At 59.0% G+C, this 19205-nt stretch carries 22 protein-coding genes; 5 read left to right on the forward strand and 17 right to left on the reverse strand.

Annotated elements, in window-relative coordinates:
• Positions 1–11: 11 nt before the first annotated feature.
• The 6 genes from PH558_RS03550 to lgt all read right to left on the reverse strand — a co-directional run bounded on the left by PH558_RS03550 (position 12) and on the right by lgt (position 6117).
• The gene (locus PH558_RS03550) at positions 12–944 is read right to left on the reverse strand and encodes a ribose-phosphate pyrophosphokinase (protein WP_069612657.1); all 933 of its coding nucleotides are present in this window, start codon (positions 942–944) and stop codon (positions 12–14) included.
• Between the two features lie 104 nt (positions 945–1048).
• Positions 1049–1927 carry a hypothetical protein gene (locus PH558_RS03555; protein WP_285202219.1) on the reverse strand — a complete coding sequence of 293 codons (879 nt, stop codon included), beginning with the start codon at positions 1925–1927 and terminating at the stop codon, positions 1049–1051.
• A gap of 55 nt (positions 1928–1982) precedes the next feature.
• Positions 1983–3134 (reverse strand): M24 family metallopeptidase, encoded by a 1152-nt coding sequence (locus PH558_RS03560; RefSeq protein WP_285202220.1) that lies wholly within the window; start codon positions 3132–3134, stop codon positions 1983–1985.
• A gap of 1 nt (position 3135) precedes the next feature.
• Positions 3136–3918 carry a peptidoglycan editing factor PgeF gene (gene pgeF / locus PH558_RS03565; protein WP_113230295.1) on the reverse strand — a complete coding sequence of 261 codons (783 nt, stop codon included), beginning with the start codon at positions 3916–3918 and terminating at the stop codon, positions 3136–3138.
• Positions 3919–4054: 136 nt separating this feature from the next.
• Positions 4055–5152 (reverse strand): class I SAM-dependent methyltransferase, encoded by a 1098-nt coding sequence (locus PH558_RS03570; RefSeq protein ID WP_285202221.1) that lies wholly within the window; start codon positions 5150–5152, stop codon positions 4055–4057.
• A 77-nt stretch (positions 5153–5229) separates the two neighbouring features.
• Positions 5230–6117 carry a prolipoprotein diacylglyceryl transferase gene (gene lgt, locus PH558_RS03575; RefSeq protein WP_095436315.1) on the reverse strand — a complete coding sequence of 296 codons (888 nt, stop codon included), beginning with the start codon at positions 6115–6117 and terminating at the stop codon, positions 5230–5232.
• A 263-nt stretch (positions 6118–6380) separates the two neighbouring features.
• Between lgt and PH558_RS03580 the strand changes: the two genes are divergently transcribed.
• The 4 genes from PH558_RS03580 to PH558_RS03595 all read left to right on the forward strand — a co-directional run bounded on the left by PH558_RS03580 (position 6381) and on the right by PH558_RS03595 (position 8835).
• A complete protein-coding gene (locus tag PH558_RS03580; protein ID WP_069612652.1) occupies positions 6381–6641 on the forward strand; it encodes an accessory factor UbiK family protein in 261 nt (86 codons plus the stop codon).
• 390 nt (positions 6642–7031) lie between these two features.
• The gene (locus PH558_RS03585; protein ID WP_069612651.1) at positions 7032–7532 is read left to right on the forward strand and encodes a type III secretion system chaperone family protein; all 501 of its coding nucleotides are present in this window, start codon (positions 7032–7034) and stop codon (positions 7530–7532) included.
• A 1-nt stretch (position 7533) separates the two neighbouring features.
• Positions 7534–8373, forward strand: a complete 840-nt coding sequence (proC, locus tag PH558_RS03590; protein ID WP_285202222.1) for a pyrroline-5-carboxylate reductase — start codon at positions 7534–7536, stop codon at positions 8371–8373.
• Positions 8374–8493: 120 nt separating this feature from the next.
• The gene (locus PH558_RS03595; RefSeq protein WP_069612649.1) at positions 8494–8835 is read left to right on the forward strand and encodes a tRNA-binding protein; all 342 of its coding nucleotides are present in this window, start codon (positions 8494–8496) and stop codon (positions 8833–8835) included.
• Between the two features lie 34 nt (positions 8836–8869).
• On the opposite strand, the gene PH558_RS03600 is transcribed toward PH558_RS03595, so the two are convergent.
• The 6 genes from PH558_RS03600 to PH558_RS03625 form a co-directional block, all read right to left on the reverse strand.
• Complete coding sequence (locus PH558_RS03600; RefSeq protein WP_285202223.1) at positions 8870–9451, reverse strand: DUF1349 domain-containing protein; 582 nt, start codon at positions 9449–9451, stop codon at positions 8870–8872.
• Between the two features lie 11 nt (positions 9452–9462).
• Entirely contained in the window at positions 9463–10845 is a 1383-nt protein-coding gene (locus PH558_RS03605) for an ATP-binding protein (protein ID WP_285202224.1), read from the reverse strand.
• Positions 10846–10867: 22 nt separating this feature from the next.
• A complete protein-coding gene (locus PH558_RS03610; protein WP_095435389.1) occupies positions 10868–11569 on the reverse strand; it encodes a response regulator in 702 nt (233 codons plus the stop codon).
• Between the two features lie 76 nt (positions 11570–11645).
• Positions 11646–12116 carry a MarR family winged helix-turn-helix transcriptional regulator gene (locus tag PH558_RS03615; protein WP_173004631.1) on the reverse strand — a complete coding sequence of 157 codons (471 nt, stop codon included), beginning with the start codon at positions 12114–12116 and terminating at the stop codon, positions 11646–11648.
• A gap of 462 nt (positions 12117–12578) precedes the next feature.
• Complete coding sequence (locus tag PH558_RS03620) at positions 12579–12842, reverse strand: hypothetical protein (protein ID WP_092711633.1); 264 nt, start codon at positions 12840–12842, stop codon at positions 12579–12581.
• Positions 12843–13089: 247 nt separating this feature from the next.
• Positions 13090–13728, reverse strand: coding sequence for a DUF1236 domain-containing protein (locus tag PH558_RS03625; RefSeq protein WP_095435388.1), 639 nt, complete (start codon positions 13726–13728; stop codon positions 13090–13092).
• A gap of 244 nt (positions 13729–13972) precedes the next feature.
• On the opposite strand from PH558_RS03625, the gene PH558_RS03630 reads away from it, so the two are divergent.
• Positions 13973–14617, forward strand: coding sequence for an MBL fold metallo-hydrolase (locus PH558_RS03630; protein ID WP_015340593.1), 645 nt, complete (start codon positions 13973–13975; stop codon positions 14615–14617).
• Between the two features lie 8 nt (positions 14618–14625).
• On the opposite strand, the gene PH558_RS03635 is transcribed toward PH558_RS03630, so the two are convergent.
• The 5 genes from PH558_RS03635 to PH558_RS03655 form a co-directional block, all read right to left on the reverse strand.
• Positions 14626–15174 (reverse strand): DEAD/DEAH box helicase family protein, encoded by a 549-nt coding sequence (locus PH558_RS03635; RefSeq protein ID WP_285202226.1) that lies wholly within the window; start codon positions 15172–15174, stop codon positions 14626–14628.
• A gap of 323 nt (positions 15175–15497) precedes the next feature.
• Entirely contained in the window at positions 15498–15935 is a 438-nt protein-coding gene (locus PH558_RS03640) for a BA14K family protein (RefSeq protein ID WP_285202227.1), read from the reverse strand.
• A gap of 147 nt (positions 15936–16082) precedes the next feature.
• Positions 16083–16298 (reverse strand): cold-shock protein, encoded by a 216-nt coding sequence (locus PH558_RS03645; protein ID WP_004116423.1) that lies wholly within the window; start codon positions 16296–16298, stop codon positions 16083–16085.
• 497 nt (positions 16299–16795) lie between these two features.
• Positions 16796–17686 carry a DMT family transporter gene (locus tag PH558_RS03650; protein WP_285202229.1) on the reverse strand — a complete coding sequence of 297 codons (891 nt, stop codon included), beginning with the start codon at positions 17684–17686 and terminating at the stop codon, positions 16796–16798.
• A 99-nt stretch (positions 17687–17785) separates the two neighbouring features.
• Entirely contained in the window at positions 17786–18946 is a 1161-nt protein-coding gene (locus PH558_RS03655) for a PQQ-dependent sugar dehydrogenase (protein ID WP_483314116.1), read from the reverse strand.
• Between the last annotated feature and the right edge of the window lie 259 nt (positions 18947–19205).

Genomic DNA, 19205 nt, shown 5'->3' on the forward strand with positions numbered 1-19205 from the left:
GGCCCCAAGGCTCAGTCAAACAGGCTTGAAACCGATTCTTCCTGGCTGGTGCGGTTGATGGCTTCGCCGATGAGGGTCGCCGTCGTGATAACGCGGATATTCGGCGCCGAAAGCACGGCGGTCGTCGGCTGGATGGAATCGGTAATTACCAGTTCCTTCAGTTTCGAATTTGCCACGCGGGTCACCGCGCCGCCGGAGAGAACGCCATGAGTGATATAGGCGGTAACGCTTGCCGCACCTTGTGCGAGCAGTGCTTCTGCAGCATTGCAAAGCGTGCCGCCGGAATCGACGATATCGTCGATCAGGATGCAATCCTTCCCGGCCACTTCGCCGATGATGTTCATCACTTCGGACTCACCCGGGCGGTCTCGGCGTTTGTCCACGATGGCCAGCAGACAGTCGAGACGTTTTGCCAAGGCGCGGGCGCGCACGACACCGCCGACATCGGGCGAGACCACCATCACGTTACCGATATCGTAATTCGCCTTGATATCGCGCGTCAGGATCGGAACCGCATAGAGATTGTCCGTGGGGATATCAAAGAAACCCTGGATCTGGCCGGCGTGCAGGTCGAGGGTCAGCACGCGGTCGGCGCCGGCCTCGGTGATCAGATTGGCCACCAGCTTGGCCGAGATCGGCGTGCGCCCCGAGGCGCGACGATCCTGGCGGGCATAGCCGAAATAGGGGATGACCGCGGTTATGCGCCGTGCCGACGAGCGGCGCATCGCATCGATCATGATCAGCAGTTCCATAAGATGATCGTTGGTCGGAAACGACGTCGGCTGCACGAGGAACACATCCTCGCCGCGTACGTTTTCCTGGATCTCTACGAAAATCTCTTGGTCGGCGAACCGACGGACGCTAGCTCTTCCCAAGGGAACGTTGAGATAATTGCAGATCGCTTCGGCAAGATGCCGGTTCGAATTGCCTGCGAAAACCTTCATTGTGGCCCGCCTATTACCAACCTGATAGCCGCGCTTTTAACCGCCTTGCTCTCGAATGCAAGAGGGAGAGACACGTTAGCTTCATATTTCTGAAAAGCTTTTAGCTATCCACCGTTGGATTCGCGCCAGGAATTGAATTCCGACATGGTTTTGGTGGCAATTTTCTGCATGACCGTTGGAGGAACGGCCGACCAGGGGTCGCCACGCTTCAGAGGCGCGCTTTCTGAACCCTGGATGCGGTGGACGCGGTTGCCATTACTATCAAGCACATCCCAAACGTAGGTCACGGAAATCTGCGGGCCGTCTTCAAAGGCGGAAAGATAGCCTTTGAGAATATAGGCGGCACTGGCATCGCTTGAGCTCTTGATCGTCAAGCCAAGCGAACGGGCGTCGGCACCAAGTTGGCGCGACAGCGGAGTGACGGCTTCCACGGGAGCGCCGATGATCGGAAGGAAGCGGACGCTGTTGCCGCCCGCCGCGACCGTGGGCGGTAGCGACGCCTGTTGATCCGGCTGCTGCTGTTCCGGTTGAGGACCGCCTGCACTCTGCTGCTGCTGTTGTGGCGGTGGGTCGTCCGACAGGCGTCGGTCGGCCTCGCGCTGTTCGTCGGCCTCCGAAAACTGATTGTTAGACGGAGCGATGGAGGCGGTCCGGGAGCCGTCGAGCGGGCGCGACGCATAGGGATTGGTGCCGTTCGATCTCAACGCCGAAGCCTGGTCGTCGAGCGTGCCGCTGCCGCCGTAGTTTTGCGGCTGATAGGCCTGCTGCGAGGTCTGCTGCTGATAGCCGTAGCTCTCCTGCGCGCTTTGATAGGTTTGGCGGCGCTGGGGTGTCGAAGCCATGCGCTCAACATCGCGCTGGGTGACGGGGCTGGAGCCGGCATCACCGATGGCTTCGGGCGGCGTCAGGGCGTCCGTGGTATTGCAGGCGGAGAGCGCGAGGCAAAAGCCGGCGACAGTCAACGTTATCCTGACCACTCCCATCGACGCGATCCTTTCTCCCGACGGTCTCACCGTCCAGGATCGCTATCTTACGCCCCTAACGGTTAAGAAATTCGAGAGGGTGGCGGGAAAGGGCTTTTGGCGCCTGTGAGGTCGTTAAATAGGTTTGTCCGAGAGTCATGGCAGTGCCGCTGTCGGAATCCATGATGATCATATGCACGAAGAGCGACATGTTCTCCTGGATCTCCAGCGGATTGCCCATATGGAACATTTCGTGCTCCATCCATGACGGCGAGAAGCGGGCGCCGAGAGAGTAGCCGCAGGCGTTCAGCCGGTGGCGGGCAAGGCCACGCTCGTCCATGATCTTCGCATGCATGTCGAAGACGTCACCGAAGGTGTGTCCCGGCACCAGGATCGTTTCGATCGCCTGCAGGGTTTCCAGGCAGGCGCTGTAAAGCTCACGATGGCGATGGCTGGGAGTGCCGATGACGACCGTGCGCATCATGGCGGCGTGATAATGCGCATCCACACCGGCCCATTCGAGCGTCAGCTGGTCATTGGCGTCGAGCTTGCGGCGACCGGACTTGTAGCGGCAGAGCAGGGCTTCCGCACCCGAGCCGATGATGAATGCATTGGCGGGATAATCGCCTCCACCCGAAAAGACGGCGCCCTGCATGGCCGCGAGAATATCCGATTCGTCCGCGCCGGCCTTGACCACGGACAGGGCTGCGTCGAGGGCATCGTCGGCCAGCGCGGCGGCACGTTCGACATGGGCGATTTCCGCCGGGCTCTTCGTCAGACGCAGACGACTTACAAGATAAGAGGCGTCGATGATCTGTCCGAAGCTTGCAAGCTGATGATCGAGCAGGCGAGCGATGCGGCCCGTCATGCCGTGAGTGTCATACTCGACACCGATACGGGCACCGAGCAGATCGAGATCGGACAACAGCTCCTTGAGATCGAGCGTGGGATCGGCGTTGACGCGATCGACCCATATGCGAATGTCGCTGATGACAGAAGTCAGCTGCGCTTGGCGCAGATCGGCCGAGCGCGTCATCAGCGTCAGAGATCCATCCGCCTTGACGACCAGCGTCTGGAAAAAGCAAAAGCCGAACGTATCGTAGCCCGTCAGCCAATACATGCTCTCTTGTGCGAAAAGCAGCATGGCATCGAGCTTTTCTTCCTGCATTCTCGCCAGCAGCCGTGCCAGACGAGCGTCGAATTCGCTGCGTTCGAAATGCAAGGCCATATCAAGCTGCCTTTCCGATAGCGATGGCGGAAATCTGCCGTCCGTAATCCGGCTCCTTCGCATGCGTCGTGCGCCGATAGGAGAAGAAGCGCTCAGGATCCGGATAGGTGCACAGGTTCAGGCTTTCGGCGGTGACGCCCGCCTTGTGCAGGCGATCGACCGTGAGGGACGGCAGATCGAACATGGCATGGCCGTCGCGCTCCGAAGGGGTGAAATATCTAGCATAATCGGGATCATGGGCGAGGAAGCGCTCGACGAATTCGGGGCCGACCTCATAGCTCGCCCGGCTGATGGACGGGCCGAGGCAGGCAATGATCGTTTCACGTCTAGCGCCAAGCGCCACCATCGCATCGATGGTATTTTCCAGCACACCGGTCAGCGCGCCCTTCCATCCGGCATGAGCGGCGCCAATGACCCGATTTTCCGGATCGGCAAAAAGGATGGGGCCGCAATCGGCGGCGAGCACGCCGATTGCGATGCCGGGTGTCGCCGTGACCATCGCATCGGCCTGCGGCCGGCTTCCATCATAATAGGCGCCGATTGTCACGACATCGGGCGAATGGATCTGATGCACGGTAGCAAGCCGTTCGACGGGCAGACCGAACCAGCCGGCCACGCGGCGGCGGTTTTCCTGCACGTGCTCGTGATCGTCATGCGAACCCAAGCCTACATTCAGCCCGCGATAAAGGCCTTCGGAAACGCCGCCGGCGCGGGTGAAATAACCATGGCGAATGCCGGCAGCCTCGGCGGCGCTCAGCAGCGTGCTTGCAAGTGGTGTCGGCAACTGCAGTGTCCCTTGGTGTCTTGGTTCAGCCTGTCGTGCGATGAATAACGCAGCCGCGGCGAAGCAGTTCGATTTGACTGGGATGTTGGCCCAGTCCGGCGCGCACTGTCAATGCGTAGGGATCGATGCTCACGTTTCAGCCGACGGGACGAAAGGGCAGGAGATCGATCGCCGGGCTGGAGACCGCCAGTACCTTGAAGAGCTCCCCCATCTTGCCTTCGCCGGCGCCGGCCAGCCTTTCCACGGCGACACGGATGTTCTCCTGGGTTGCCGCATCCTGGTCTCTGCCAAGGGCTGCCGCCCGCTCCAGCAGGCCGAGACCGACGAGGAAATCGCCCTGATGACAGCAGCCGTTGATGTGCATGCCGGAGGCGAGGGCGGTTTGCGCCAGATGCTGGAAATCGACATGGCTGGTGAGATCCGCTTCGCCCGGATGTTCCAGCGGCGGATCGTATTCATGCATGCGCACGGCCTGCAGCGTATCGCCGAAGCCTGTCGCCATGTGGCCGTAGTCGATGGCAAGCGCCGTGCCACCATGAGTGGCAAGCCTGTCGCATATCGTCGTCATAACGGCCTGGCGGGCGGGTGCGATTTCGAAAATCGTACCGATCGGCGGCAGTCCGCCTTCTGGAAGAAGTGCAGGATCGAGCGTGGCGACGCCTGCCGTGAAGCTCAGCTCGTCGTTGGCGTCGAGGCCGACCGTGCGCTCTCGGAAGCCGTTGGCGGTGCGAACAAACTGGCGGATGGGGATGGCGTCGAAGAGTTCGTTGGCGGCGAGTAGGGTGAAACCTTCAGGCACCTCGCCGAAATCCGTATGCCAGGAGATTTTTGCGCCGTAGGCATCGAGGGTCTGGCGCTGGAAACCCTGTAGCCGCTCGCTGGTTTCGACGAGATGGACCGTCATGGCATCATAGAGCGGCGGGGCCAGCTTGCCGATGACGCGCAGCATGTCGGACATCATCGTACCACGGCCCGGACCGATTTCGACAAGACGCACTTCGGCAGGGGTTCCATGCCGCTGCCAGGCATGCACCATGAAGACGCCGATCATCTCACCGAATAGCTGACTGACTTCGGGCGCGGTGACAAAGTCGCCGGATTGGCCGAAAGGCTCGCGCGTCTTGTAGTAACCATGCACCGGATCAGCGAGACACAGCGAAAAATAATCGGTGATGCTCAATGGCCCGTTGGTGCGTATAATGGCTTTGATTTTTTCCCCGAGCGCCGTCGTCATTCTATGCTTTCGCTAATGCGTGGCCCAGACAGACTAGGAGCGTCTTTCGAGAAGACCACGCGATATTGAACTCCACCTCAAGCCATCTGCCTTGCCGCTGCCTGACGGGCGCGGATAACGGCCCAAAGGCCGATCGCCACCATCGGAAGCGAGAGCACCATCCCCATCGTCAGCCAGTTCGTGCCGAGCAGATAACCGAGCTGCTCGTCAGGCTGACGGAAGAATTCGACAAAAATACGCGAGAAAGCGTAGCCGATGACAAAAATGCCGCTGACCGTGCCCGGTTTCTTCAGCGCCAGCGCCCAGCGCGTAAGCACAAAGAGAATAAGGAAGAGGATGATGCCTTCGATGCCGGCTTCATAAAGCTGACTCGGGTGCCGCGGGTCCGGGCCTGCAGGGCATACGCCGTTATGGGCGGCGATCACATGTGGGCTGCAGAAGACCATCGCCCAGGGAACATCCGTGACGCGACCCCAGAGCTCGCCGTTGATGAAGTTGGCGATGCGGCCGAAGAAAAGCCCGATCGGGGCGACGGCGGCGACGATATCGAACAGGCTCCAGACGGGAATCTTGTTTCGCCTTGCGAACAAAATCATGGCGATGGTGGTGCCTATTAATCCACCGTGGAAAGACATGCCGCCGTTCCAGACTTCGATGGCACGGATCGGATTGGCCAGTACCGGATCGAGATCGTAGAAAAGGATATAGCCGATACGGCCGCCGAGAACGATGCCGAAGGCGACCCAGAGAATGAAGTCATCCAGATGCTGGCGCGTCATCGGTGCTGTATCGTTCAGCCAGAGCCTGCCGTTATCGACCAGCCGCCTGGCATAGAACCAGCCGAGCAGAATGCCAGCGACATAGGCAAGCCCGTACCAATGGACTGAAACCGGGCCGAGAGAAACGGCGACCGGATCGATATCCGGAAAAGGCAGGATGGCGGCGAGATTGGCGGATGTCAGCAAGATCGTCAGGCCCGTTGCAGCATGTTCCCGAAAGCACCGTGCCATTTCGGGGCAGGATCATGCTAAATATCCAAATGTGCGCGGAACATGGCGTTCGCTGTCGAAACGGTCAAGTCGATTGTTGATCTCGCCGAGATGGCAAGTCCGGTTGTCCAGTCCTATCTCAATTTGCTTGCATCGGCCCCTTGGAAATCCTACCTCAGCACTATCTGGCCCATATCGATGCCTGACCGTTGAGGGCCGACGGCCGCAAGGAGACTGCCATGAGCACTGGACCGAACCGAATCTTGGATGAATTCGCCAAGCTGATGACCGATGCCGCCGGTGCTGCCCAGGGCGTGCGCCGCGAAATCGAGACCGCCTTCAATGCCCATGCCGAGCGCTGGCTGAACAGCATGGATATCGTCAAGCGCGAGGAATTCGAGGCCGTTCGCGAAATGGCGATCAAAGCGCGCGACGAGAACGAGGCACTGCTGGCGAGAATCGAAGCGCTCGAAGCCAAGCTCGCTTCCAAGGGCAAATAAGCCCGGACTTCTATTTGCTGATCGGCGCGGCACCCGTTTGTCGTGCCTTTTTCCTCTGAAAATTTCCGTCCGTTTTTCCACCTGTGGACATAGGCAAAAAAGCCAATCGCCAGAGTCGGTTATGACTCCCTTCTGAATAGGCGTCCGAAGAGCTTTCCACAGTGCCGTTTCCAAAATCACCGTTCAGGGGCTGGCATGCCGGGCATGCCGCTATACACTGATTTTAAATGATGATTCGAAACGGACTTGGTAAGCCCCGGGCATGGTGGAAGCGTTAGTCTGGCAGCCGTTCAACATCATCCCGAGGATGTTTCCGGAGTAAAATTGTTTGCGTTCTTTCAGTGTCGAGCCACGGGAAAACTGCAACCGATCCGGTCAAGAAGGTGCTGCATGAGCCTTATGGAAATGGAAGCCGAACGACAATCGAATCCGGTCGACATGATCGAATTCGTCGCCGCCAACAACGACTGGTCTTTCGAACGGTCCGGCGAAGACGAAATCGCCATGACCGTCGAAGGGCGATGGACCGACTATCACGTCTCGTTCTCCTGGATGGAGGAATTCGAGGCGCTGCACATAGCCTGCGCGTTCGATGTCAAGGTTCCGGACCCGCGCGTCAACGAGGTGATCAAGCTCTTGTCCTGCATCAACGGGCAGGTGCTGATGGGCCACTTCGATCTGTGGCGTCAGGAAGACATCGTCATCTTCCGTCAATCGCTGCTCTTGTCCGGTGGGGCGGAACCCACGAACAGGCAGGTGGAAGTGCTGCTTTCCAACGCGCTTGACACATGCGAGGCTTACTATCAGGCTTTCCAATTCGTCGTATGGTCCGGGCTCGATGCAAATCGCGCTATGGAAGCCGTACTTTTCGAAACGGTAGGCGAAGCGTGACATGACAGGCGAACAATCCGCCAATGCATTTGCATCCTCCGGACCGATCGTTCTGATCGGCGCGGGCAATATGGGTGGCGCATTGCTGACGGGGTGGCTGAAAAACGGCGTGCCGGGCTCTTCGGTCATCGTCGTCGATCCCAATCCGGCCGAAGCGATGCGGAAAATGATTGCGGATGCGGGCGCAAGCCATGTCACCGAAGTTCCGAAAGGCTTGACGGCGGGCGTTCTCTTCATCGCCGTCAAGCCGCAACTCATGGACGCGGTTCTGCCGCCATTCAAACCGCTCGTCGGAGAGACGACCGTCGTCGTCTCCATCGCGGCCGGCAAGACGCTCTCTGCGCTTGAGACGCATCTGGGAGACGCGGCCATGGTGCGCGCCATGCCGAATACGCCCGCCATGGTCGGGCGCGGCGTGACGGGCGCTTTTGCCAATGCGCGCGTAAGCGATCGCCAGCGGCAGCTGGTCCAGAACCTGTTGAAGGTATCCGGTCCGGTCGAATGGGTGCCCGGCGAAGCCGATATCGATTCGGTGACTGCCGTTTCCGGCAGCGGCCCGGCTTATGTTTTCTATCTCGTGGAATGCATGGCGGAGGCGGGCCGGAAACTCGGCCTGCAGGCGGACCTCGCCATGCGACTTGCACGGGAAACCGTCGCGGGGGCTGGTGAATTGTTGCACCAGTCTCCCGACGACGCTTCGCGGCTGCGCCAGAACGTGACCTCTCCCGGCGGAACGACTGCAGCGGCGCTCGGTGTGCTAATGGCGGAAGACGGCATGCAGCCATTGTTCGATGCGGCTCTGGAAGCAGCGCGCAAGCGGGCGCAGGAACTGGCAGGCTAGCAATTTCAGGAAAAGTGCATAGCGGTTTTCCGTCTGGAATTGCGTAAAAGCAAGAGCTGGAACGGTTGAGCAGTTCTGCGAAACGCTGAAGCGTTCCAGGTTTTCGATAGGGGACAGGGCATGACGGAAGAGATCACCTATGGCGATTTCGAGCGGGTGGATATCCGCGTCGGAACGATCATCGAAGCGGAGACTTTTCCGGAAGCGCGCAAGCCAGCTTACAAGCTCAGGATCGATTTCGGGCCGGAGATCGGCATCAAGCGTTCCTCCGCACAGATCACCGTACACTATACGCCGGAAACGCTTATTGGCCGGCAGGTGCTGGCCGTGGTCAATTTCCCGCCACGCCAGATCGGACCGGTGCGTTCCGAAGTGCTGACGCTCGGTTTCGAGGATGAGTCCGGCGCAATCGTTCTCGCTGCAGTGACCCAGCCGGTGCCGAACGGCAAGAAGATGATGTGAGCGGTACCCCTTTCGCAATTGAAGGGAAGTGCCCTCAGTGGATGTCCCTCGATAGCGGGTCGCTCAGGCTGAAATCGAGAAATTCTGCTTCGAAGCCTTCGCGTTGCGGCGAGCAGAATGCGGGACCGACCGACACTTCCTCGAGCGCCGGATCGAACCAGGCGAGTCTTGCCATATGCCACTCGCTCATCCGGTCGGTGCGATACTGGATGAAGAGGGCATCGCCGTTGCGCGTGACCCGCGCCGACATGGCATCGAATTCATGATCAAGCCGGAAGGCCGACCAATCGGAATTGCCATTAGTGACGACGACGCTGAAGTGCCTGCTGCCGTCTGTGTATTCGATCCCGCATTTCATCCAGTGCCTGGCATCGTGGCGGACCATCAGGCCGGCCTGGTCATAAAGTTCGCGATAGTGGCCGACAAAGGTGACTGCTGTGGTGAAATCGCCACGACGCGGCGTGCCGAGAAAATGACCGTTATCGCGACGGAAGCCGTAATAGGTCTCCTGCCAGAAATCGGTCTTGTCGCCGGAACGGACAAACAATCGTCCCTGGTTCACCTCCCACATCGGCGGCGCATTCAGCCAGTGCATGCCATCGATATCGATCGCCATGTGGCGCCTCCTCAGGCAGGAATGCGGATAGTGGCGCGCAGTCCGCCCAGCGGGCTGTCGCCAAGGGTGACGTTGCCGCCATGGCTGCGGGCGATGTCACGCGCGATGGCAAGGCCGAGGCCTGTGCCCGACTTGTCGAGATTGCGGGCCGAATCCAGCCGGAAGAACGGTTTGAAGACGTCATCACGCGCCGCGGCCGGAATGCCGGGGCCATCATCATCGAAAATGATCGTCAGCCATTTGGCGCTGTGTCTGGCTTCGATGCGAAGGCTGTTGGCGTAGCGCCGGGCATTGGTGGCGAGATTCGTCACCAGGCGGGTAAATGCATTTGGCCGGACGGAGATTTGATCGTCACCGTCGATGGAGAAGCTCATGGATTTACCGTGCAGTGTGAAGTCCTGCTGGATCTTCTCGAAGATATCGCTGAGCTTGAACTGACCGACATCTTCTTCGGCCTCGCCGCGTGCGAAGGCCATATAGCCCTCGAGCATGCTTTGCATGTCCTCCACATCTTCACTGAGGCCGGCAAGATCCGGATTGTCGCCGACAAGGGCGAGCTGCAGCTTGAAGCGGGTGAGAACAGTGCGCAGATCGTGGCTGACGCCGGAAAGCATTGCAGTGCGCTGCTCGATTTGCCGCTCGATACGCTCGCGCATCAGGATGAAGGCAAGGCCTGCCCGGCGTATCTCGTCGGCACCCCGAGGGGAATAGTTTTCCAGTCGCTGTCCTTTGCCGAAGCTTTCCGCCGCCTGGGCGAGAGCAAGGATCGGACGGATCTGGCCGCGCAGGAACAGGACGGCGATACCGATCAGGACCAGAGAAGTGCCGACCATCCACAGAATGAAGATATGGGTATTGGACGCATAAGTCTGGCTGCGCTTGGCGAAGACGCGCAGCACCTTGTCGGGCAGTTTGATGCGGATTTCGACCAGGCTGGAATTGCCGACCGTATCGATCCAGAAGGGCAGGTTGATCTGATCGCGGATCTCGTCGCTCAGGATGCCGTCGAGGATCGAAAAGAACGGCTTTTCAGTGGGCGGCGGCAGTTCGCCACCCGGTTCGATCGAAATGGCAAGGTCGAGCTTCTGGCGTGCCATTTGGGTGATGGCGGAATAGTCGGCATCCTGCGGATAGGTCTGGATGATTGTGATGATGGCGGCGATGTCGCGCGTTGTCGCCATCGACAGGCGCTGAGTCACCATCTGCCAGTGGCGCTCCATGAAGACGACGGTGACGACCGCCTGCAGGATGATCATCGGCAGGATGAAGATCAGCAATGAGCGGGCATAGAGGCCGGTCGGCAGGATATAGCGACGCATCCAGCGCGAAAGCCACCGCAATCCGCTGGACGGCGTGTGATCCTGGTCGCGTCTGATCGAATCGAATGTCACCATAATCTGGTCCCGGGCGTCGATCTCAGTCTATGCTCAGGCGATAGCCGATGCCACGCACCGTCTGCAGCCAGATAGGGTTGGCAGGGTCATCTTCAATCTTGCGGCGCAGCCGGTTGATCTGCACATCGATCGTTCGCTCGCCCACTTCGGCATCGCTGCCGATGAGTTCATGGCGCGGGATCGTTTCGCCGGCGCGCTTGGCAAATAACAGCATGATTTCCTGCTCGCGGTCGGTAAGCCGGATGAGTTCCGCCGCCTTCTTCAGTTCCTTGCGGGTGAGCGAAAACGTGTAAGGACCGAACATCACGAGCTCGATCTTCGGGGAATCGGCGGGCGCGTTGCGACGAAGGATATTGTTGACGCGCAGCACCAGCTCGCGCGGGTCGAAGGGCTTGGGCAGATAGTCGTCCGCGCCGGCCTCAAGGCCCGCTATACGGGAATCGGCTTCAGCCAGTGCCGTCAACATGATGATCGGAATGTTCTTGATCGCCCGCAGGCTCGACGTCAGCGCGATGCCGGATTCGCCGGGCATCATCACATCCATGATGATGAGGTCGAAGTCGAGCCCTTCCAGCTTGCGGCGGGCTTCGGCGCCATCGGCGGCAGACGTGACGCGAAAACCTTTCTCCATGAGATAACGGTTGAGGAGAGCACGGATACGTGTGTCGTCGTCCACCACCAGAAGATGTGCTGCGTCATCCGAAATTGCTGCTTTTGTCGTCATTCGGTCCGTCTCGATCCTGTCCTACCCATCGATTTCATTGAGGCACTCCGCACCGGCGCCGCGGGCTGAATCGCCGTCATTTCCCCGTCTGCATTCCCCTCAGGAAACGCTTCACGCTTTCGCGCGTCGCTTCCGACGCGCCTTCGAATGCCCTTTCAATGCGGCGCGATTGCGGCTCGGCCAGCGCCAGCGCCAGATCCCGGCCGGCTTGCGTCGGATACAGCTTACGTTGCCGCCGGTCCTCCGGACCTGCGACCTGGCGAATATAACCCGAATCGATCAATTGTTTGAGAACCCGCGCCAAACTCTGTTTGGTGATCTGCAATGTTTCCAGAAGGTCCGCAACCGTCATGCCGGGTTCGCGGTTAACGAAATGGACGACACGATGATGGGCTCGGCCGAAACCGCTCTTGACGAGGATCTGGTCCGGATCGGAGACAAAATCACGGTAGGCGAAGAAAAGCAGCTCGATAATCTCGAAATCGATGCTTCCGGCGTTCTGCATCGGTGTGCCCAGCAGCTCCGTTTTTGCCGCATTCTGGCTCATCTGTCGTGGCACCGTGACATTTCCTTTCCTATTATGGAGCATTCGGGAAACTTCCGCAAAAATATGTCAGTTCTATTGACGCATTTTTACGTCGTTGCCCGCTTTCGCACAATGCCGTGCGGCCCGAACGGGCTGCCCTATCGGGAAATTAAGCGCGGTCCCGCAAAAACTCCAACATATCCTGTATATTAATCCGTTGCCACTCGCGCATAGGGGTAAAATATGGCCGATAGCAATCGCGCATTGAGGTGGCGAGATTGTCCGAGGACAATGGGGCGAGACAGGCGCCCTTGCTGAAGGTTGCGCATATCCGAGCGTCGAGCGGCAACCATCGTGAAAGCGGTATCTTTTCCGCGCCATCCGCTTCAAGATAGGGGCAAGATGCGCCTGTTGCCAAACGCAAACGATGTTGATCCGCACAAGCCGGGTGTTTGTAGGCCCGGCTTGTGCGATCCGATCTAGTTACGACTTGCGGCCGAGAACGGCACCGACGATCGCGGAGAGCACGCCGCCAGCGACCAACGAGGATATGCCTTGCGCGATGAGGCCGGTGAGAGCTTCGCTGCCGATCAGGTTCAGGATCAGGCCGCCACCAAGGCCACCCACGGCTCCGGCGATCGTTCTTGCAATGAGATTGATCCCGTCCTGCTTCAAAACGGCGCTCGCGGCGTTGCCACCGATCGCACCGGCAATCAATTGCGTAATGATAGGCCCTAGACTTTCCATGACTGCCCTTCTCCCATAGTTCCGGAGACGCTTCCGGATGCCCTCTCGCGGCGTCCCGGATCGATGCCAGGGAGCGGCGATAATCCTTCATCGATATTAGGATTACATCATGCACGGATCGCTGGAAATAGAAGGGCAACTCAAACGGGAGAATTCCCTAATAATTTCAGGGGAAATCCTCGGTTTGGACATGCGGCCGACCCGCCGCATGTCAATTTCGCCATCTTATGCGATCCTGCGGGGCGAATCAGCGGTAGACGTAGACGATGCGGCGTGTACCCGGATCAACCAATACGGGTTGGTGGTTTACCTCGACGTAGCTGTATTGGTAGTTTGGAATACGGTGTACTTCGACGCTTTGCGGAACGGTGGCGCCAACCGCCAAATCTCCACGCAACTGCACCGTATCCACCGGATTGTCATCGATATACGTCCGTACTTCCTCTGGCGGGGTGATTGCGACTACATCGCCACCGCTCTGATCGACGGGACCCAACAATTCGTCGCTCGGATCGGGCTGAACGCGCTGGACGCTGCCGGTCTGGATCGGATCGGTTTGTTCATAGGTGATGGTGGGGATGCCTAGATCATCCCGGTGGTCCTGAACGACGACCGAGGTGCCATTCTGTTCGACGCTCAGATATTGTGCATAGACCCAGCCGCGCATGCCGTTGACGTCGACCCGGCACCAGCGGCTACCTTCGACGCAGCCGTCGAGTGTTGCTTCGGACCCGCGAGTGGCGACACCAACGGTCGGGAATTCCGCACCCGGCCCGGAACGAACCTCTATATCCGTGGCGGTGGTTGCGGCCATCTCGGCCTGGGCGAGACCCGCACTGCCGAGAAGGACAAAGCCCGTCAGCAACAGATTTCTCTTCAAGGACATTGGTTTTCTCCTTCTGTCTTGAAAGACCTATCTTCAACGTTTCGAGTGCCTGAGTGTTCCGGTTTGCCGGACGTCAATAGGTTATCGTTCGACGGGATATCGAATAACCTTTTGAAATAGATGGATATTATCGAATTTTGAGGTGCGGTTGCCGCGTTCGCACCACTTTGAAGCTTCGGGGGCTGCTTTGTCTGATGTTTGCCGTTATACCGGCAGTACGACGATCAAACAGACGAGGCGCTCCATGGGCATGCTCCAGGCCGGCATCATTCCGGTGACCCCTTTCGAACAGAACTGCACCATCCTGTTCGATCCGGAGACCAAGGAAGGCGTGGTGGTCGACCCGGGCGGCGATGTCGATATCATCCTGCAGACGGTGCGCGAGAACGGCATTACCCTCAAGGCCATCTGGCTGACACACGGCCATATCGATCATGCCGGCGGTGCCGACGAGGTGCGTGAGGCATTGGGCATCGAGGTGATCGGCCCGCATGAGGACGATCGCTTCCTGCTGGAGGATATCGAAGCCAAGGGCAAGATGTTCAACATTAGCGGCGTGCGCAACGTTACGCCGGACCGCTTCCTGAAGGAGGGCGACAAGGTTTCCTTCGGCGAGCATGAATTCGAGGTTTTCCATTGCCCCGGCCATGCGCCCGGCCATGTCATCTATGTCAATCGGAAGCAGGGCTTTGCCCATCTCGGCGATGTGTTGTTCAACGGCTCGATCGGCAGAACCGATCTGCCCGGCGGCAATCACCAGCAGCTTTTGGAATCGATCCGCGACAAGGTTTTCCCGCTTGGCGATGAAGTCGGCTTCATCTGCGGCCATGGGCCAGGCAGCCGGATCGGCGACGAGCGTCGCACCAATCCCTTCCTGCGTGGGCTGTAGGCAAAGCGTTACCAGCGGGCCTTTTGCCCCGCATTCTCGTGGCATCTGGAAAGAATATCGTCGACAACGCTGGCAAGCGGCGCTGTTGCGTCGATGCCTACCGCATTCTTCGGAATGTCCTCCTGCGTTGCGTGCAATCGCATGATGATGTCTCGCTCGGCGGGCTTGCCGCCAAACTCATCTTCCGGTCTGGCGGCAAGCCGGCGGTTTAGCGTGTCCAGATCGACGTTGAGCACGAAGACCTCATCGAACAGATCGATAAAGCGATGAAAATTCCTGGAGCCGCCGCAGAAGAAGGTGGTCGGATGGCTTCGATCGGCGACGAGGGATTTGACCTTGCCGACATCCCAAAGGTGATGTCTGTGCCTGAAGCCCACATCCGGAATGTGCTGGTGAAGGGCAGAGGCATCCAGCGGCTCACCCGTTTCCGGATCGCCCTTATAGGCCAACTCACGATCGCCATGGATGACATGATAACCGCGTCGCTGTAGCTCTATGGCCACTGCGGTCTTGCCGGCCCCAGAAACGCCGTCGATCAAATAGTTCCTGATGCCCATTCTCCAACCTCTGAAAAGCTTCCTCGCGCGGCCAGAAATGATGGCAACACGCGTAAAACGCCAGTGTGACCATGGCGGGGCATTATCACAGAGTGTCTGGATGAGAGTTTTGGGTGCAATGAGGCCGGCGTTCTTATCAGAGACGCTGTTTCAGAGGAGGGGTGGAGCGTTCAGTGTGTGCGAGAGACGGCAATGTGGGGACGCTGCTGCAAATCCAGGCCGAAAGACGAACGCTTGCCGATAGGACCTATTCCGCATCAATCAGGCGCCGCTCGAAAGCGGCGCCTTGGTTCCTCGCATTATCGTTCGGGGCACGTCTGAAATCAGTCGGCCGCGCAGAAATGGCGCATGCCGTCAAAGCCGACATAGGTGCCGGTGCGGCCATCGAAGCTTCTGTAGCGGTCGTAGCAATAACGCATCCATGCGGACGACCAGGGACGCAAGCCGTATGCCGGCGCTGGCGCATAATAGCTGACGTCGCGCTCGACATAGACGCGGCGCGGTGCTGGGCGATAGTAGTAGCCCGGGGGAGGCGCGTCGTAGCCTGGGTCGACATAGGCAGGGGCCGGTTCGACGTAGCGCGGTTGGCTGGCAATGGCGGAGCCGACGATCAGGCCGGTTGCGAGCCCGGCGGCCCCGAATGCCCAGCCATCTCGGTTACGATGGCGCCAGTATTCGTCGGCGGAAGCGGCACTCATGGAAGTGATCGTCAATGCCGCCGCGACGGCGGACATAACAAGCGTTTTGCCGAGTATGGTCATTGGCCTTTCCTCTAACGGAAGCGGGACAAAAGTATTCCCGCCCTTTCATGGGAGGCAAATTATACGTGGCAAACTGAATGCAGACTGAATGACAAAACCCGGCATTGCTGCCGGGCCTCAACTCGAATTTGAAAGCCGTAAGGTGTCTTAGCCAGCAATCTGCAGATTGACGGCCTTCGGCCCCTTGCCGCGGCGATCCGGTTCCGTGTCGAAGCTTACCTTCTGGTTTTCCGACAATCCTGCCAGACCAGAAGCCTGAACTGCAGAAATGTGTACAAAGATGTCCGCGCCACCTTTGTCCGGTTTGATGAAACCGAAGCCCTTATCGGTATTGAAAAACTTTACAGTGCCAGTCTCGGCCATGCCTCAGGTCCTTTTCTCTCTGCCCACCATCCACACGGGCAGCATTACTTGTGTTGCCCTTACGGGCGCTTGCAGGCAGTTCTCGAAATTTGAAGGAAAAGGTCCCCGTAACTCGGCATGATCTCGATGCGATGTTTGCCACCCGCTTCTCGACCAAGCTGACCGGAATATTAGCGTTTCCGGCTCGCAATTCTATTAGGACTTCCCATGCTCTAAAAATGCCCGAACACTGTTGAGAGTGCTGTGTTTATGGGAAATTGGCAAGCAAAAGTTTTTTAACGTGGCACAACCGGCACAATACCGTAACGCGAATATGTTAGGGCGATTCGCAAATTTTCCCACTTCGAAACAAGTTTCTAAGGGTTTTGCATCGCTCGCGATATAGTTTTGGCGAAATTTCCCCAAATCCGCTGGTGTGAGCAGCCGTTTTCGATTGTTCGAAAAATTTTGGCGCGCCATGCCGTCAAGCGCCTAAAACTGCGCATTTCCGGCGTTTTTTATGCTGTGGCGTCGCGTCGCCGAGTCAATTCCGGCACCAATTCCACGGCCAGCATCGCCGTAAACATCAGGGCGCAGCCGGCATAGCCGAGCGGGCCGATAGTCTCGCCGAGCAGCAAGGCGCCGAGCGAAGCCCCGAACAAGGCTTCCGAAGACAGGAAGATCGCGGCTTGGGGAGCGGTCGTATAACGCTGGCCGATGATCTGCAGCGCGAAAGCCAGGCCGGAGGAAAAGATGCCGACATAGAGGATCTCGCCGAGTGCGGCGCTTATATCGGCGATGCTGATCGGTTCGATGGCGGCGGCAACCGCGAGAGCGAGAACGGCGGTGACGGCAAACTGGGTGGCGGAAATGCCGAGCGGCCGGCCAGTCTCGTTGACGGCAGAGCCGGCAAGCGTGATTTGCGCGGCCCAGAAGAGCGCGCAGATCACGGTCAGGAAATCGCCGATGGTGAGGCGCGAGAAGGAGCCACCCGAGAGCAGGTAGATGCCGCAAAGCGCCATCAATGCCGCTGGCCAGATGACCCAATGCGGCGGGCGACGCAGGAAGATAACGGCGATCAGCGGCACGAAGACCACGTAGAGACCGGTGATGAAGCTGGAATTCGTGACCGTCGTCGTCAGAAGGCCGAGCTGCTGCGTTGCCGCTCCGCCGAAGAGAGCGAGGCCGATCAGCAGAAAGGAGAGCCAGTTGCGAGGCGTGAGCGGCTTCGCGGCCTTCCTGTTTTCCATCCACACGAAAGGCAGGACGACCATGGTGGCCACGGCGAATCTGAGGCCGATGAACCAGAAGGGTCCGATCGCCTTCATCGCTGTCGATTGCGCAACGAAACCGCCGCCCCAGATCGCGGCGGCAAGCAACAACAACAAATTCGCCTGTATGCGAGACATCTGCATCCTGCGGGAAGGGGAGGAAAGAATGAGGCCGACCGTTAGCAGTTGCTTTCGCTTGCGGCAAGGCCGAAAGCTGCCCGAGGCGGAGCGCCGAGCCTAGCTCGCGGCTCTCGAAATCCTCAGAAGCGCGCCGTTGTCTTCATCGGTCGTGATCAGCAGCGCGCCATCTGGCGCGACCGTAATATCGCGCAAGCGCCCGAATTCGCCGTCAAACATGCGCTCCCGCTCCGTGATCTTGCCTTTGCCGTCCTGGCTCAGCCGTGAAAGCAGCTCGAACTTCAGCGCCGTGACGAGAAAATCGCCATTCCATTCGGGAAACATCTTGCCGCGATAGACGGCGATGGCGCCGGGCGCGATCGACGGGTCCCAATAGAAGCGGGGTTGCTCCATACCCGCTTTGGCGGTTCCTATGCCGATTTTCGTGCCGTTATAATTGACGCCATAGGAGATGACCGGCCAGCCGTAGTTCTTGCCGGCTTCGGGCGTGTTGATCTCATCGCCGCCCCGGGCGCCGTGCTCTGCAGTGTAGAGCCTGTTCGTCTCGCTATCGAAGGTGATGCCTTGCGGGTTGCGGTGACCCTTCGACCAGATTTCGGGCAAAGCGTGCTTGCCATTCTTGAACGGATTGTCGGCAGGGATGCTGCCATCGGCCTCGATATGGATGATGGAGCCGGCGTCGTCATGAAAATCCTGGGCGCGGTCCTGTTGGCCACGGTCGCCGAGGCTGACGAAGAGGCTGCCGTCGCGGGCAATCGCGATGCGTGAACCGTACTGGATATTGCCGCGCGAGAGCTTGTTCATCAGGAAGATGCGCTTCACATCGGTCAGCCGAGTTTCGTCCGGCGATAGTCTGGCACGAAAGACAGCCGTGCCGCTTCCGCCATCGCCTGCCACCGAGGCCGTGAAATAGAGGGTGCGGTTGCTTGTGAATTTCGGATCAAGGGCGACATCGAGCAGGCCACCCTGGCCGCGTGCATAGACCTCTGGCACGCCTGATATCGGGGCCAAGGCCTTCCCATCGCGGACAAGACGCATGCGGCCGGGCCGCTCGGTCACGAGATAAGCGCCATCCGGCAACACTTCCACCGCCCAAGGGTGCTCAAGCCCTATCGCGACCGTCTCGACTTTGACATCAACCTTTTGCGTCCTGATGGTCTGTGCTGGCGCAGCGAGCACCGGTGTTCCCGCGAGCAGGGCACAGACCATCACGGCGATCGTAAATCCGCTTCTGCCTGATCCTGTTTTGGCCCTACGCATCCGTTCGACCTCCCCAATAGTCTTGTTTTCGCAAGGTGGGACCGTTCAGTTGCCATTCAAGGTTGGTTGTGGAGCCGATAACGTCTTTGTGTTCTCGCTTCCGGCTGAAGGAGGCTTTTCGAGTCTTTCGAACTCGCGTGTCGGCGGATTCGTTTTCCGAGTAAGGAGGTGTTTGGCTTGCTTCCTTAGAATCGGATGTTCGTGAAGTAGCTGATTTATATCGGAAATTTCCGCCGTCTTCAGAATCTGATTCAGGGGC

It is taken from the genome of Rhizobium pantanalense (genome assembly GCF_030182525.1).
Classification (GTDB): domain Bacteria; phylum Pseudomonadota; class Alphaproteobacteria; order Rhizobiales; family Rhizobiaceae; genus Rhizobium.